General features: G+C 68.8%; 12 protein-coding genes and 2 pseudogenes. 2 read left to right on the top strand and 12 right to left on the bottom strand.

Features of this window, described 5'->3' with window-relative positions; all coding sequences use genetic code 11:
- The 7 genes from AC5P1B_RS11375 to AC5P1B_RS11345 form a co-directional block, all read right to left on the bottom strand.
- On the bottom strand, nt 1-2,592 hold the full coding sequence (locus AC5P1B_RS11375) for an NADH-quinone oxidoreductase subunit G (RefSeq protein WP_493886697.1): 2,592 nt from the start codon (nt 2,590-2,592) through the stop codon (nt 1-3).
- A complete protein-coding gene (nuoF, locus tag AC5P1B_RS11370) occupies nt 2,589-3,956 on the bottom strand; it encodes an NADH-quinone oxidoreductase subunit NuoF (RefSeq protein ID WP_493886696.1) in 1,368 nt (455 codons plus the stop codon). The genes AC5P1B_RS11375 and nuoF overlap by 4 nt, the downstream gene beginning before the upstream one ends.
- Nucleotides 3,956-4,789 (bottom strand): NADH-quinone oxidoreductase subunit NuoE, encoded by an 834-nt coding sequence (gene nuoE, locus AC5P1B_RS11365; RefSeq protein ID WP_493886998.1) that lies wholly within the window; start codon nt 4,787-4,789, stop codon nt 3,956-3,958. The genes nuoF and nuoE overlap by 1 nt, the downstream gene beginning before the upstream one ends.
- Before the next feature lie 26 nt (nt 4,790-4,815).
- Complete coding sequence (locus tag AC5P1B_RS11360; RefSeq protein WP_493886695.1) at nt 4,816-6,177, bottom strand: NADH-quinone oxidoreductase subunit D; 1,362 nt, start codon at nt 6,175-6,177, stop codon at nt 4,816-4,818.
- A gap of 94 nt (nt 6,178-6,271) precedes the next feature.
- Nucleotides 6,272-7,045: an NADH-quinone oxidoreductase subunit C gene (locus AC5P1B_RS11355; RefSeq protein ID WP_493886694.1), complete on the bottom strand. Its 774-nt coding sequence runs from the start codon at nt 7,043-7,045 to the stop codon at nt 6,272-6,274.
- Nucleotides 7,042-7,596 carry a NuoB/complex I 20 kDa subunit family protein gene (locus tag AC5P1B_RS11350; RefSeq protein ID WP_493886693.1) on the bottom strand — a complete coding sequence of 185 codons (555 nt, stop codon included), beginning with the start codon at nt 7,594-7,596 and terminating at the stop codon, nt 7,042-7,044. The genes AC5P1B_RS11355 and AC5P1B_RS11350 overlap by 4 nt, the downstream gene beginning before the upstream one ends.
- 25 nt (nt 7,597-7,621) lie before the next feature.
- Nucleotides 7,622-7,981, bottom strand: coding sequence for an NADH-quinone oxidoreductase subunit A (locus AC5P1B_RS11345; protein ID WP_493886692.1), 360 nt, complete (start codon nt 7,979-7,981; stop codon nt 7,622-7,624).
- Nucleotides 7,982-8,689: 708 nt separating this feature from the next.
- On the opposite strand from AC5P1B_RS11345, the gene AC5P1B_RS11340 reads away from it, so the two are divergent.
- Entirely contained in the window at nt 8,690-9,532 is an 843-nt protein-coding gene (locus AC5P1B_RS11340) for a C40 family peptidase (protein WP_493886691.1), read from the top strand.
- Between the two features lie 354 nt (nt 9,533-9,886).
- Here the strand turns inward: AC5P1B_RS11340 and AC5P1B_RS11335 are convergent, their stop codons facing one another.
- A complete protein-coding gene (locus AC5P1B_RS11335) occupies nt 9,887-10,243 on the bottom strand; it encodes a VOC family protein (protein WP_493886690.1) in 357 nt (118 codons plus the stop codon).
- A 274-nt stretch (nt 10,244-10,517) separates the two neighbouring features.
- Between AC5P1B_RS11335 and AC5P1B_RS11330 the strand changes: the two are divergent.
- A pseudogene (locus AC5P1B_RS11330) lies at nt 10,518-10,666 on the top strand (IS5/IS1182 family transposase); the annotation flags it as partial.
- 176 nt (nt 10,667-10,842) lie between these two features.
- Here AC5P1B_RS11330 and AC5P1B_RS11325 read toward each other — a convergent pair.
- The 4 genes and pseudogenes from AC5P1B_RS11325 to AC5P1B_RS11310 form a co-directional block, all read right to left on the bottom strand.
- Nucleotides 10,843-11,166, bottom strand: a complete 324-nt coding sequence (locus AC5P1B_RS11325; protein WP_493886689.1) for a hypothetical protein — start codon at nt 11,164-11,166, stop codon at nt 10,843-10,845.
- Between the two features lie 401 nt (nt 11,167-11,567).
- The gene (locus tag AC5P1B_RS11320; protein ID WP_493886688.1) at nt 11,568-11,996 is read right to left on the bottom strand and encodes a DUF6086 family protein; all 429 of its coding nucleotides are present in this window, start codon (nt 11,994-11,996) and stop codon (nt 11,568-11,570) included.
- An 86-nt stretch (nt 11,997-12,082) separates the two neighbouring features.
- Nucleotides 12,083-12,622: a GNAT family N-acetyltransferase gene (locus AC5P1B_RS11315; RefSeq protein WP_493886687.1), complete on the bottom strand. Its 540-nt coding sequence runs from the start codon at nt 12,620-12,622 to the stop codon at nt 12,083-12,085.
- Nucleotides 12,623-12,687: 65 nt separating this feature from the next.
- Nucleotides 12,688-13,547 (bottom strand): annotated as a pseudogene (locus AC5P1B_RS11310) (transposase); the annotation flags it as partial.
- Nucleotides 13,548-13,894 lie beyond the last annotated feature (347 nt).

Genomic DNA, 13,894 nt, shown 5'->3' with positions numbered 1-13,894 from the left:
TCATGCCTCCCCCTCCGTGACGGGCTCCGGGCTGCCCGCCGCTGCGGCCGGGGCTCCGATCGTGACCAGCTCACCGGGGCGGGAGCCCAGGTCGCGCTGGACGCCCGCGCCGACCGAGTTCAGCGGCAGCCACACCACCCGGTCGGGCATCGCGGTGATCAGCGCGGGCAGCGTCACCGTTCCGGTGGGCCCGGTGACGGTCAGCGGATCGCCGCCGCGCACCCCGGCCTCCTCGGCGGTCGCCGCCGAGAGCCGGGCGACGGCCGCGTGCCGGGTGCCGGTCAGCGCCTCGTCCCCGTCCTGCATGCGGCCCTGGTCGAGCAGCATCCGGTGACCGGCGAGGACCGCCTGCCCCGCTTCGGGGCGGGGCGGTGGCTGGACGCCCCGCGCGGTGGCCGCCCCCGTGCCGACGGCGGCGGCCAGGCCGGGGACCGCAGCGGCCTCCCAGCCGCTGAGCCGGTCCAGTTCGCGCCGGGCGGCGCGCACATCGGGCAGGGCGATCGGCGTGCCGAGCGCGTCGGCGAGCATGTGCAGGACCCGACCGTCCGGCTGGACGTGCCGCCGGGTCATCTGGTCGGGCTTGACCGCGGCCTCGAACATCCGGGCCCTGCCCTCCCAGTTGAGGAAGGTGCCGGACTTCTCGGCGACGGCGGCGACCGGCAGCACCACGTCCGCCCGGTCGGTGACCTCCGAGGGCCGCTGCTCCAGGCTGACCACGAAACCCACCGCGTCCAGCGCCTCGACGGCGCGCGCCGGGTCGGGCAGATCGCCCACCTCGACGCCGCCGACGAGCAACGCGCCCAGCTCACCGGTGGCCGCGGCCTCGATGATCTGCCCGGTGTCCCTGCCGTAGCGGTGCGGGAGTTCGGTGCCGCCCCACACCTCGGCGACCTCGTCGCGGGCGCTCGGGCTGGTCGCGGGACGGCCACCGGGCAGCAGCCCGGGCAGCGCGCCCGCCTCGACGGCGCCGCGCTCCCCCGCCCTGCGCGGAATCCAGGCCAGCGTCGCTCCGGTGGCCGCGGCGAGCCGGACGGCGGCGGCCAGCGCGCCGGGCACGCCGGCCAGCCGCTCCCCCACGATGATCACCGAGCCGTCGGCGCGCAGCGCGTCGGCCGCCTGCCGGCCCAGCTCGTCCAGGCCCGCCCCGCCCGCGGGTTCCGCCTGGGGGTGGGCCAGCGCGTCCAGCCACGTCGGCTCGGTGCCCGGCGCCGCGGGCAGCAGCCGGCCGCCCGCCTTGGTCAGACCCCGGGTCGCGTGCGAGGCGAGCGAGAAGGTGCGCTGACCGTGCAGCCGGTGCGCCTTGCGCAGCCGCAGGAAGACACCGGGCGCCTCCTCCTCCGCCTCGAACCCGGCGAGCAGCACGGCCGGGGCCGCCTCCAGCGTCGTGTTCGTCAGCCCCTGGCCGTTCAGGTCCAGGCCCCGCCCGGCGACACAGGCCGCGAGGAAGTCGGCCTCCTCACCGCTGTGGACCCTGGCCCGGAAGTCGATGTCGTTGGTGCCGAGGACGACCCGCGCGAACTTGGCGTACGCGTACGAGTCCTCGACGGTCAGCCGCCCACCGGCCAGCACCCCGGTACGGCCCTTCGCCGCGGCCAGCCCGCGCGCCGCTGCTTCCAGCGCCTCCGGCCAGCTCGCCGGCACCAGTTCACCGCTGTCGGCGTCCCGTACGAGCGGGATGGACAGCCGGTCGGGGCGCTGCGCGTACCGGAAGGCGAACCGGCCCTTGTCGCAGACCCACTCCTCGTTGACCTCGGGGTCGTTCGCGGCGAGCCGCCGCATGACCTTGCCGCGCCGGTGGTCGGTGCGGGTGGCGCAGCCTCCGGCGCAGTGCTCGCACACGCTCGGCGTGGAGACCAGGTCGAAGGGGCGCGACCGGAACCGGTAGGCCGCCGACGTCAGCGCCCCCACCGGGCAGATCTGGATGGTGTTCCCCGAGAAGTACGACTCGAACGGGTCGCCCTCGCCGGTGCCCACCTGCTGGAGCGCGCCCCGCTCCAGCAGCTCGATCATCGGGTCGCCCGCGATCTGGTTGGAGAACCGGGTGCAGCGTGCGCACAGGACGCAGCGCTCGCGGTCGAGCAGCACCTGGGGGGAGATGGGGACGGGCTTCTCGAAGGTGCGCTTCCTGCCCTCGAACCGGGTGTCGGTCTCGCCGGTGGACATGGCCTGGTTCTGGAGCGGGCACTCACCGCCCTTGTCGCAGACCGGGCAGTCCAGCGGGTGGTTGATGAGCAGGAGCTCCATCACGCCGCGCTGCGCCTTCTCGGCGACCGGCGAGGAGAGCTGCGACTTGACCACCATGCCGTCGGTACACGTGATCGTGCAGGAGGCCATGGGCTTGCGCTGCCCCTCGACCTCTACGATGCACTGCCGGCAGGCGCCGACCGGGTCGAGGAGCGGGTGGTCGCAGAAGCGCGGGATCTCGATGCCGAGCAGCTCGGCGGCGCGGATGACCAGGGTGCCCTTGGGCACGCTGATCTCCACGCCGTCGATGGTCAGGGAGACCAGGTCTTCGGGCGGCACCGCCGCCGCGCCTCCGCCGGAGGGTCCCGCGGCGGAACCGCTGCTGGCTCCCGTGGTCGTTACGGTCACGCGTTCACCTCCAGGTGGGTGTTGTTGGTGTCGTCGGCCCAGGCCGTGGACCTGGCCGGGTCGAAGGGGCAGCCGCCGCCGGTGACGTGCCGCTCGTACTCCTCGCGGAAGTACTTCAGCGAGGAGAAGATGGGGCTGGCCGCGCCGTCGCCGAGCGCGCAGAACGACTTGCCGTTGATGGTGTCGGCGATGTCGTTCAGCTTGTCGAGGTCTGCCATCCGGCCCTTGCCCGCCTCGATGTCGCGGAGCAGCTGGACGAGCCAGTAGGTGCCCTCGCGGCAGGGCGTGCACTTGCCGCACGACTCATGCGCGTAGAACTCGGTCCAGCGGGTGACCGCGCGCACCACGCACGTCGTCTCGTCGAAGCACTGGAGCGCCTTGGTGCCGAGCATCGATCCGGCGGCGCCGACACCCTCGTAGTCGAGGGGGACGTCCAGGTGCTCCTCGGTGAGGAGCGGGGTGGAGGAGCCGCCGGGGGTCCAGAACTTCAGCCGGTGCCCGGCGCGGATGCCGCCGCTCATGTCGAGGAGCTGGCGCAGGGTGATGCCGAGCGGCGCCTCGTACTGGCCGGGGCGTGTGACGTGCCCGGACAGCGAGTAGAGCGTGAAGCCCGGGGACTTCTCGCTGCCCATCGACCTGAACCACTCCTTGCCCTTGTGCAGGATCGCGGGAACGGAGGCGATGGACTCGACGTTGTTCACGACAGTGGGGCACGCGTACAGGCCCGCGATGGCCGGGAACGGCGGCCGCAGCCGGGGCTGCCCGCGCCGCCCTTCGAGGGAGTCCAGCAGAGCCGTCTCCTCACCGCAGATGTACGCGCCCGCTCCGGCGTGCACGGTGATGTCGAGGTCGAGCCCGCTGCCCAGGATGTTCCGGCCGAGGTAGCCCGCGTCGTACGCCTCGCGCACCGCCTCGTGCAGTCGGCGCAGCACGGGCACGACCTCACCGCGCAGATAGATGAACGCGTGGTGGGAGCGGATGGCATGACAGGCGATGATCATGCCTTCGATGAGCGAGTGCGGGTTGGCGAGGAGGAGGGGGATGTCCTTGCAGGTGCCGGGCTCGGACTCGTCCGCGTTGACGACGAGGTAGTGCGGCTTGCCGTCGCCCTGCGGGATGAACTGCCACTTCATGCCCGTCGGGAAGCCCGCGCCGCCCCGGCCGCGCAGGCCCGACTCCTTGACGTAGGCGATGACGTCGTCGGGCGGCATGGCCAGCGCCTTGCGCATGCCCTCGTAGCCGTCGTAGCGGCGGTAGGTGTCCAGCGTCCAGGATTCGGGCTGGTCCCAGAACTCGGAGAGCACTGGTGAGAGCAGCTTCTCCGGGCTGGTGTCGTGCTCGTTGACCTCGGCGGCCACGGTCATCACTCCCCCTCCTCGGCCGTAGGCCCGGCCGGGTGGCTGGGATCGGAGGCGGACGTCCGCCGCGGGGCGTCGTGCGAACTGGGGTGGGTCGGGGGCGCTTCCTGTCCCGGCTGCGGCGGCCCCGCGTCGGCGGGCACCGACTCGGCGCGCTGCGAGACGACCCGGCCCGGCGCGACCTCGCCCTTGGCGAGGCGGAGCCCCACCAGCGAGGCCGGTCCCGCGCCGCCGCCTGCCTCGACGGCGCCGGGGCGCTCGTCGGGGAACCCGGCGAGGACGCGCGCCGTCTCCTTGTACGTGCACAGCGGGGCGCCGCGCGTCGGCGCGACGGTCCGCCCGGCGCGCAGGTCGTCGACGAGCTCCTTGGCGGAGTCGACCGTCTGGTTGTCGAAGAACTCCCAGTTGACCATCAGCACGGGCGCGAAGTCGCAGGCCGCGTTGCACTCGATGTGTTCGAGGGTGACCTTGCCGTCGCTGGTGGTCTCGTTGTTGCCCACGCCCAGGTGCTCCTGGAGCGCCTCGAAGATCGCGTCGCCGCCCATCACCGCGCACAGCGTGTTGGTGCAGACCCCCACCTGGTAGTCGCCGCTCGGCTTGCGGCGGTACATGGAGTAGAAGGTGGAGACCGCTGTGACCTCGGCGGTGGTCAGCTCCAGCACCTCGGCGCAGAACCGGACGCCGGTACGGGTCACGTACCCCTCCTCCGACTGCACGAGGTGCAGCAGCGGCAGCAGCGCGGAGCGGCTGCTGGGGTAGCGGGCGATCACCTCCTTGGCGTCCGCCTCAAGCCGGGCCCGTACCTCCGCCGGATAGTCGGGGGCCGGGAGCTGGGGCATGCCCAGCTGTACGTCGTGGGCGCCGCTCACCGGTCAACGCCTCCCATCACGGGGTCGATGGACGCTACGGCGACGATGACGTCGGCGATCTGGCCGCCTTCGCACATCGCCGCCATCGCCTGCAGGTTGGTGAAGGAGGGGTCTCTGAAGTGGACCCGGTAAGGGCGGGTGCCGCCGTCGCTGACGGCGTGCACACCCAGCTCGCCCTTGGGGGATTCGACGGCCGTGTACGCCTGCCCCGGCGGCACCCGGAACCCCTCGGTGACGAGCTTGAAGTGGTGGATCAGGGCCTCCATCGACGTGCCCATGATCTTCTTGATGTGGTCCAGGGAGTTGCCGAGCCCGTCCGGGCCGAGGGCCAGCTGCGCGGGCCAGGCGATCTTCTTGTCGGCGACCATCACCGGGCCCGGCCGCAGCCGGTCCAGGCACTGCTCGACGATGCGCAGCGACTGGCGCATCTCCTCAAGCCGGATGAGGAAGCGGCCGTAGGCGTCGCAGGTGTCGTCGGTCGGGATGTCGAAGTCGTAGTTCTCGTAACCGCAGTACGGCTGCGACTTGCGCAGGTCGTGCGGCAGTCCGGCGGCACGCAGCACGGGCCCCGTCGCCCCGAGCGCCATGCACCCGGCGAGGTCGAGGTAGCCGATGCCCTGCGTGCGGCCCTTGAAGACCGGGTTGCCGGTGGCCAGCTTGTCGTACTCGCCGAGGTTCTTGCGCAGCTTCTTGACCAGGTCGCGTACGTGCTCCACAGCACCGGGCGGCAGGTCCTGGGCGAGTCCGCCGGGGCGGATGTACGCGTGGTTCATCCGCAGGCCGGTGATCAGCTCGTACGCGTCGAGGATCATCTCCCGGTCCCGGAAGCCGTAGATCATGACCGTCGTGGCGCCGAGCTCCATGCCGCCGGTGGCGATGCAGACCAGGTGTGAGGAGAGCCGGTTGAGCTCCATCAGCAGGACGCGGATGACGGTCGCCCGGTCCGGCACCTGCTCCTCGATGCCGAGCAGCTTCTCGACCGCGAGGCAGTACGCCGTCTCGTTGAAGAACGAGGTCAGGTAGTCCATGCGCGTCACGAACGTGGAGCCCTGCGTCCAGGTCCGGTATTCGAGGTTCTTCTCAATGCCGGTGTGGAGATAGCCGATGCCGCAGCGGGCCTCGGTGACCGTCTCGCCGTCGATCTCCAGGATCAGCCGGAGCACTCCGTGCGTGGACGGGTGCTGCGGGCCCATGTTGACGATGATGCGCTCGTCGTCGGTCCGCCCCGCGGCGGCGACCACCTCGTCCCAGTCGCCGCCGGTGACGGTGTAGACGGTGCCCTCGGTGGTCTCGCGGGCGGTCGAGGCAGCCGGCCCGGAGGACTCCGGCGCGGCGTGCTGGGTGTGCGAAGTGCTCATCGGGCTCCTCCTCGCGGGGCCGGTACCGACGGGCCGTGCCACATGGGGGTTTCCGGCTGGGGGTACGGGGGTCGCCCCCCGGGAGAACGCGGCATCAGGTGTACGACCTCCGCTGGTCGGGAGCCGGGATCTGGGCACCCTTGTACTCGACGGGGATGCCGCCGAGCGGGTAGTCCTTGCGCTGCGGGAAGCCCTGCCAGTCGTCGGGCATCATGATCCGCGTGAGCGCGGGATGGCCGTCGAAGATGAGGCCGAAGAAGTCGTACACCTCCCGCTCGTGCCAGTCGTTGGTCGGATAGATATCGACGATCGACGGCACATGGGGATCGGCGTCGGGGGCGCTCACCTCCAGCCGGATCAGCCGGTTGTGGGTGAGCGAGCGCAGATGGTAGACGGCGTGCAGCTCGCGGCCCTTGTCGCCGGGGAAGTGCACCCCGCTGACGCCCGTACACAGCTCGAAGCGCAGGGCCGGGTCGTCGCGCAGGACGCGGGCGACGCGCGGCAGGTGCTCGCGGGCGATGTGGAAGGTCAGCTCGCCCCGGTCGACGACCGTCTTCTCGATGGCGTTCTCGGGGAGCAGTCCCTGCTCCTCCAGGGCGCCTTCCAGTTCGTCGGCCACCTCGTCGAACTGGCCGTATCCGCTCTCCCCGGCGCCGCGCGGCCCGCCGTACGGGCGGGTGGACGCGCCGGGCAGCCGTACGGTGCGCACCAGCCCGCCGTAGCCGGAGGTGTCGCCGCCGTTGTCGGCCCCGAACATGCCGCGCCGGGTGCCGATGACCTCCCCCGCGTCGCCGCGCTGGCCGGGGAGGTTGTTGGCGTTGACGTCCTGGTCGGGGTTGACGCCGACGGGCTCGTTCGCGTCACTCACCGGAGCAGCCCCTTCATCTCGATCAGCGGGAGCGCCTTGAGCGCCGCTTCCTCCGCCTCGCGGGCGGCTTCCTCGCGGTTGACCCCGAGCTTCTCGTTCTGGATCTTGTGGTGGAGCTTGAGGATGGCGTCGAGCAGCATCTCGGGGCGCGGCGGGCAGCCGGGCAGGTAGATGTCGACCGGGACGATGTGGTCCACGCCCTGCACGATCGCGTAGTTGTTGAACATCCCGCCGGACGAGGCGCACACGCCCATGGAGATGACCCACTTCGGGTTCGGCATCTGGTCGTAGACCTGCCGCAGCACGGGCGCCATCTTCTGGCTCACCCGCCCGGCCACGATCATCAGATCGGCCTGCCGGGGAGAGCCGCGGAAGACCTCCATGCCGAAGCGGGCGAGGTCGTAGCGGCCGGCGCCGGTGGTCATCATCTCGATGGCGCAGCACGCGAGCCCGAAGGTGGCGGGGAAGACGGAGGACTTGCGCACCCACCCGGCGGCCTGTTCGACGGTCGTGAGCAGGAACCCGCTCGGAAGCTTCTCTTCGATACCCATTGCGATGTGGCTCCTCTCGCTCCCGTTAGTCCCATTCCAGGCCGCCGCGACGCCAGACATAGGCGTAGGCGACGAAGACGGTGAGCACGAAGAGGAGCATCTCGACGAGCCCGAACAACCCGAGGGAGTCGAAGGTGACGGCCCAGGGATAAAGGAAGACGATCTCGATGTCGAAGACGATGAAGAGCATCGCCGTCAGGTAGTACTTGATCGGGAAGCGCCCGCCGCCAGCCGGCTGCGGGGTCGGCTCAATGCCGCACTCGTAGGCTTCGAGCTTTGCCCGGTTGTAGCGCTTGGGACCGATGATCGTGGCCATGATCACGGAGAAGATCGCAAAGCCGGCCCCGAGGGCTCCTAGTACGAGGATGGGCGCATACGCGTTCACCGCTCCTCGCTCCTCTCAGTCGACGATGACTGCTGGGCTCCCCCGGCCGGGGGAGGGCTGCGCCGGGCGAGCGTCCTGCCTCTGAAGATCGCCAACATGTGAGGCAGTTCACAAGCCCGATTCGCCTGCATCTTATGCCCGTCGCCTTGTGATCTGCGACACGGGGTGCGACACCGGGTTTGTGATCTTTGCCACCCGATGAACGATCATGAAGTCGGATGACCGGCGATCTTCATACGCGAAGCGGCCGAGTGGTCACTAGAGGTGACATCCGAGGGTGTTACCGCAGGTCCAGGAGGTGCGGGCCTATCAAGACGTGACCTATGCACGCAAATTGGCGATGGACAGCGTCAACTGGTAGATGACCGCCGCCCGGTGGCATGTTCCACCATCCGGCCGACAGCTTGATCGTCGGCTCGCGCTTTCATTCACGAGGCGTCAGAGAGTGACCTATCCCACAGTGGCCCACGTTCGAGATCTCGATTTAACGGGAACCCTTGGTGCAGGGCCCCCGAAGGTGGTAGGCGGCTCTGGTAGGCGTTTTGACCGCCAAAAGCCATGCGTAGGCGCATGATCGCGAAAATCCGACAAGCCGCCGAAGCGCCCACCCAAGATCAACTTCACTCAATTCTGGGTGTGTACACGCCAATTGTGGCGCAGCCCACGTTTGTTGTGGGCAACCTGTGCCTCCTGATAGCCGTTGTACTCATGTCCCAGACCGCTCACATACCCAGCCACCGGAAACCCCGACGTGCCGCCTCCGCGCGGGCAATTCGCGCCGGGGTAACTGGTGGCATCCTCACCCTCGCGGTGGCCGGAAGCGCCATGCCTGCCTCCGCCGCCGAACCCGCTGCCACCGAGACGACGCAGGAACTGCCCACGGTCTCCGCCGCCCTGGCGAGCACCACGGCGCAGGCCGCTGACGCCACGGAGCAGGCCGCCCTCGGCTACCAGCTCCAGGAACAGCAGGACCAGGCCGCCGACAAGGCCAAGTCCGAGGCCAAGAAGGCCAAGGCCGAAGCCGAGCGCAAGGCGAAGGAAGCCAAGGAGCGCGCGGAACGCGCCGCCGCCAAGCGCGCCGCAGCCGCGGAGAAGGCGCAGGAGACACGGGCCTCCCGCTCCTCCGAGCGCACCACGCTCAGCGCCCCCGGCTCCGCCCCCGACACCCCCACGCCCACCGCCCCCTCCACGGGCACCGGCAACGCGGCCGCTGTCATCAGCTTCCTGAAGGCCCAGATCGGCAAGCCGTACGTCCTCGGCTCGACCGGCCCGTCCTCGTACGACTGCTCCGGCCTGACCGGTGCCGCCTTCCGCCAGGTCGGCATCAGCCTGCCGCGCACCTCGCAGCCGCAGTCCACCACGGGTACCCAGGTCTCCCTGGACGCCCTGCAGCCCGGCGACATCCTCTACTGGGGCAGCGCGGGCAGCGCGTACCACGTCGCCGTCTACATCGGTGGCGGCGAGTTCATCGGCGCGCAGAACTCCAGCACGGGCATCGTGCAGCGCGACATGAGCTACGACATGCCGTCGGGCGCGGTGCGGGTTCTCTGATCGGGCCCCTTCCGGCCCCTCCGGCCCGGCCCTCCGCCCCGAATCGTCTGATCCGGTCGAGCGCGGAGGTCCGGCCCGGAGGCCGGTCCGGAGGTCCGGCCTGACGCAACGCCCGTTCCTTCACATGCGGCGCCGACATGGCGCCACAGTGCGTCATGGCTCCTGCGGCGCGGGGCAGTTCGGGCGCAATTCGCCCCATAACCGCCAAAGGCGCGTTATGCCCGATCCATCCGCGCAAGCGGGTGAGGACGCACGACCAGTGGCCGAAGGGCCGCCGCTCCCTGGTGGATTCCACCCCGGGGGAGCGGCGGCCCTTCGTGCTGTGCGCTTGGCGCCCTCGCGCCGGGGGTGTCCCTACTCGCGCACCCACAGGCAGAACGGATGCCCCGCGGGGTCCAGATACACCCGTACGTCGTCCTGCGGCTGATCTTCCGCCAGTACGGCCCCGCAGGCGCGTGCGTGGGCCCCCGCAGCCGCGAGGTCGTCCACCTCGATGTCCAGATGCATCATCATCTGCTGCTCCCCGGCAACAGCGGGCCAGGTCGGCCTCGCGTAGACCGGCTCAGTCTGGAAGGCGATCCCCGGCCCACCCTCGGGCGGATTGAGCTTCACCCAGTCGGGCTCTTCCTGCGTCACGCTCCACCCGAGCAGCCCCCGGTAGAAGTCCGCCAGCCCATGGGGGTCAGGGGCGTCCAGCACAGTGCCCGTCATCGTCAGTCGCGGTGTAGGAACCATGCGTTTTTCTGTGCCCCGCGTTCCCAGGACCCGAACCTGCCGACGAGGGTGCGGGTACGACCTCCCCTGCCCCGAATCCGCTGTCCGAGCCCGCCGCTTCGGCAAAACGTCGACCTTCCGGCGGCCCAACGGACTGGCTGAGGGACAGCCTGGGTCATCCACGTACGTGGCCGCTATTCACCGAAACCAATCGAATGCCGAGTCGGCCCTTTGACTCCTCGGACTGAGATGGCAGTCATTATTCCAGTCACTGATCGTGGACGGCGCCCAGCCCCCATCCGCGACCGCGCCATCGCCGAGCAGTCGAACTCCCGGTACTCCACGAACCACCAGGTCGTCATCGACGCCGACACCAGGCTCTTCGTCGCCGTCGGCCGACCGCTGCCAGGCAACCGCAACGGCTGACGGACACGCGGATAGGGCCCGATGCGCTTCTCCACCTGGAAAGTGCCTCCGGCGGGTGCGAGAACCTCAGCTATCCTCATTCTCGCCGGTCGGAGGCACTTTCTGCTTCCCTGGTCACCTGGCGGGCAGGCCGCTTTATGTCGGACAGGCCGCTTTATGAAAGCGCGAGGCTAACGGCCCAGAATCCGGGGGTCTACCTCACCCTGGCGAACATTGACTTCCACTACGCCGCAGTCCGGCCTTCCTCCAGCGGATTGGAGAGCACGGCGTGTTACGGCGACAGCGGTATCAGCCGCCTCGCCGGGCGTCTCCGCCTTGACCTGCAAGGTGGCACCGACGGAGAAGAAAGCACCGGTAGGGCTGTTGGAGGTGGCTGTCGGTGCGATTTCATACTGCGGTTCTCCTTCCATCGCATCAACCATGCCCACTTCGAGCCTTGCCCACTCGTCATCCGTGACGTCCAGCAACAGCTGCACATCGACTTCCCAGTCCATGACCATCGCAGGGCATCCTCTTTCTTGTCCGCCTCCTTGGGGACCTTAACGTCGGCATACATACTCTCAACCTTGGCCTTGGTACCCGCTATGGGAGAGACTATCTACCCTTCGCTGATCCCCCAGAACCGCGTGCTGTACTTCACCTTCTTTCCGCATGGAACAGGCGCGCAGAACGTTTCCTTACCACCACCGGTTCTGACACTCTTAACCTCTTTTGCGGTGGCGGCGACGCGCGGCCGTGGGGCCCCTGCTGCCATGAGCTTGGACGTGACCCTCAATTGAACCGTAGGTACGTTGCCGTAGCACTGAGCACGGGTCTCAGGATCGCCTGTTTCGTCGCATGCGCTGGGACGAACCGGGACGGTCGCGTCTCGGCCCGTGGCAGGGCAGACGGAGGCTCAGCGCGCCATAAACCGGTCCAGTTCGCATGCCGTCCGGCGCAGGTTGGCCGCCCTTTCCCCCTCATCAGGAGCCGGAGGTGCCGGGACCTGGATGTCCCTGAGTTCATCGCCTGGAGTGGAGTCAGCCGACTCCCAGCTCACCTCGATGCCTGCCCTCTCCGCGAGGACCAAGGCCGTGGCGACAAACCCTTCGGACAGGGCGTTCACGACAGCGTGATTCGTTGTGCGATGCCGCGTCAGTAGGGCTTCGACGAACACTTTGAAGTCAGTGGGATCGATCTGGTACTCGTCGGCTTCCCTCGGACCGATGCCGGACGGCAGAGCCAGTTCGGCTTCATAGACGGCCATGTGGCGTAGGAAAAGCCGGGGGGCGCCGCTGGATGAGTTCCACAGGCTCTGGTCGCCCATCTCGAAGTACTGGCTCACTGTGTCACCTTCCTGCTGGTTTGGGACAGCGTGGTCAGCCGGCACTACTGAAGTTGAATGCGTGATGTCGGGGCTTGGCGTGGGGGTTAGGAATCGCGGTCGCGTTGGCCGTCAGCATCGGGGCGGTCCGCGGTGAGATTCTTGACGAGGAAGATGCAAGGGTCTTCGACGTGGTGGCTGATGCCGTCCCGATCGATGTAGGACCAGCGGTCCAGATAGCGGACTGTTGACTGGTATCCCAAACGGGCGTAGAGCGCTGCGGCCCGAGGATTGCCGTGGTCGTCGACGCCCAGTCCGATTTTGTGCGTGTTCCGTTGTACTGCGAGTCGTTCGGCATGGCGTATGAGCGCGGTGCCGATCCCGGTGCCGCGCAGCGGTTCGGCGACATTCAGGCCGTTGATCTCCGGGCAGTCTGCGAAGGCAGCCTGGACCTCTGGGGCGGCGCAGCCGTTCCACCGGACCTCCCCATTGCCAACCGGACGGCCATCCAACCAGGCCACCAGATATGTGCTTCTGCCTGAGGCATTGCGAGCGAAGCGCCGGGCATGGAACGAGGTTGCACCGCCCGAGGGCAGGTGCTGGTCGAGCAGGACGACGTCCTCGGTGCGGCACTGGGTAATGTACATGCGCCTCACCATGCCGCCTCGCTCTAGTCCGGTGCTAGCGTTTTTGTCCCAGGCTGATGATGTGGTCAGTCGTTGAGGGCCAGCCCGGTGCCGGTAAGACAGCCATTGGCCAGGTCCGGGCGGTACTGGATCTGCTTGACTCTGCGCTTTACGGCCCTGGTGATCTGGCCCAGGTTGGCTGCGGCGAGGTTTCCGATGTCGCGTTTGACCAACGGCCAGACGTCGTCCTGCGGGTTGAGATCCGGCGTGTGGGTGGGCAGCTGGTAGAGGGTGAGCCGGTCGGCGTTCGCGGCGATGAACTCGCGCAGCGGGGCCGTCAGAAGGATGCGGACGTTGTCCCACACCAGCATGATCGGGCCACCGAGCTGGACGCGGTCCCGGATGAGCAGGTCACGGAAGTCACGCCACTCGCAGCCCTTCAGCTGGCCCCTGCGCCCTGTACTCGCGGACTGCGTAGAACATCTGAGACCGTTCTCCGGGCTTGTAGCAGGGCATGCCCGCCATCGATACCCGTCCCGCCCCCGGTCCGCACCCGCACCACAGGGGTGTCGCCTCTGCGACCCCAGCTCCTGGCAGGCGGCGGCGTCATCGACTGGCCAGCCTCGTCCTCGAAGACGATCCAGCCGTCGCACGCCGCCGCAGTGCTCTCCCCCGCGGCCAGACCTCCTTCTTCCACAGCTCCACCGCCCCATCGTCGCGCTCGATCGCTTGCCGACCGGGCTGCTGCCACGACACCCATGGCGCTTCACAGCTGCCAGGTGCCCTCCACTGTGTACGAGATGTGGAACAGCCGCCCGATCAACGTATTCACCCGCGCCAGCGTCCATCGCTTGTCTACCCACCGATGAGCGAGCGGACCACGCTCCAACGCCCGCACCAACCTGGCGATTTACGCTGCGCCGAGTCTCGGACAACCCGGCGAGCCCATGCAGAAAAAAGCCGTCGAAGTCGCGCTCCATTTCCCGCCACGCCTGCGGAGACTTGCCCTCAAGCGGATCAGAAATCTCCAGGTCGCCCGTATCCGGGCCTGTCCACCCCTTGAATCGGCGACATGCGGCACACCACGAGTAAGTGAATCGAACCGGACGCCGTCCAGCGCTGTCACGACGAACGTAGTTCTCACCTTCCTCGCGCCACAGGCCGGACATTCCCGCTCCGCAGGCTCGTCAATAAAAAGCGAACCAGACAGCAAGGCATCTACCTGACCCTGATCAAACGCTCGCATCACTCACCCCGTCGATCACATGGCTTTTCCTTTTGGTTTCTTCCAAC

It is taken from the genome of Streptomyces sp. A01, from assembly GCF_059026195.1.
Note: the sequence above shows the minus strand (reverse complement) of the source record. Positions and strands in the feature narration are given on the sequence as shown.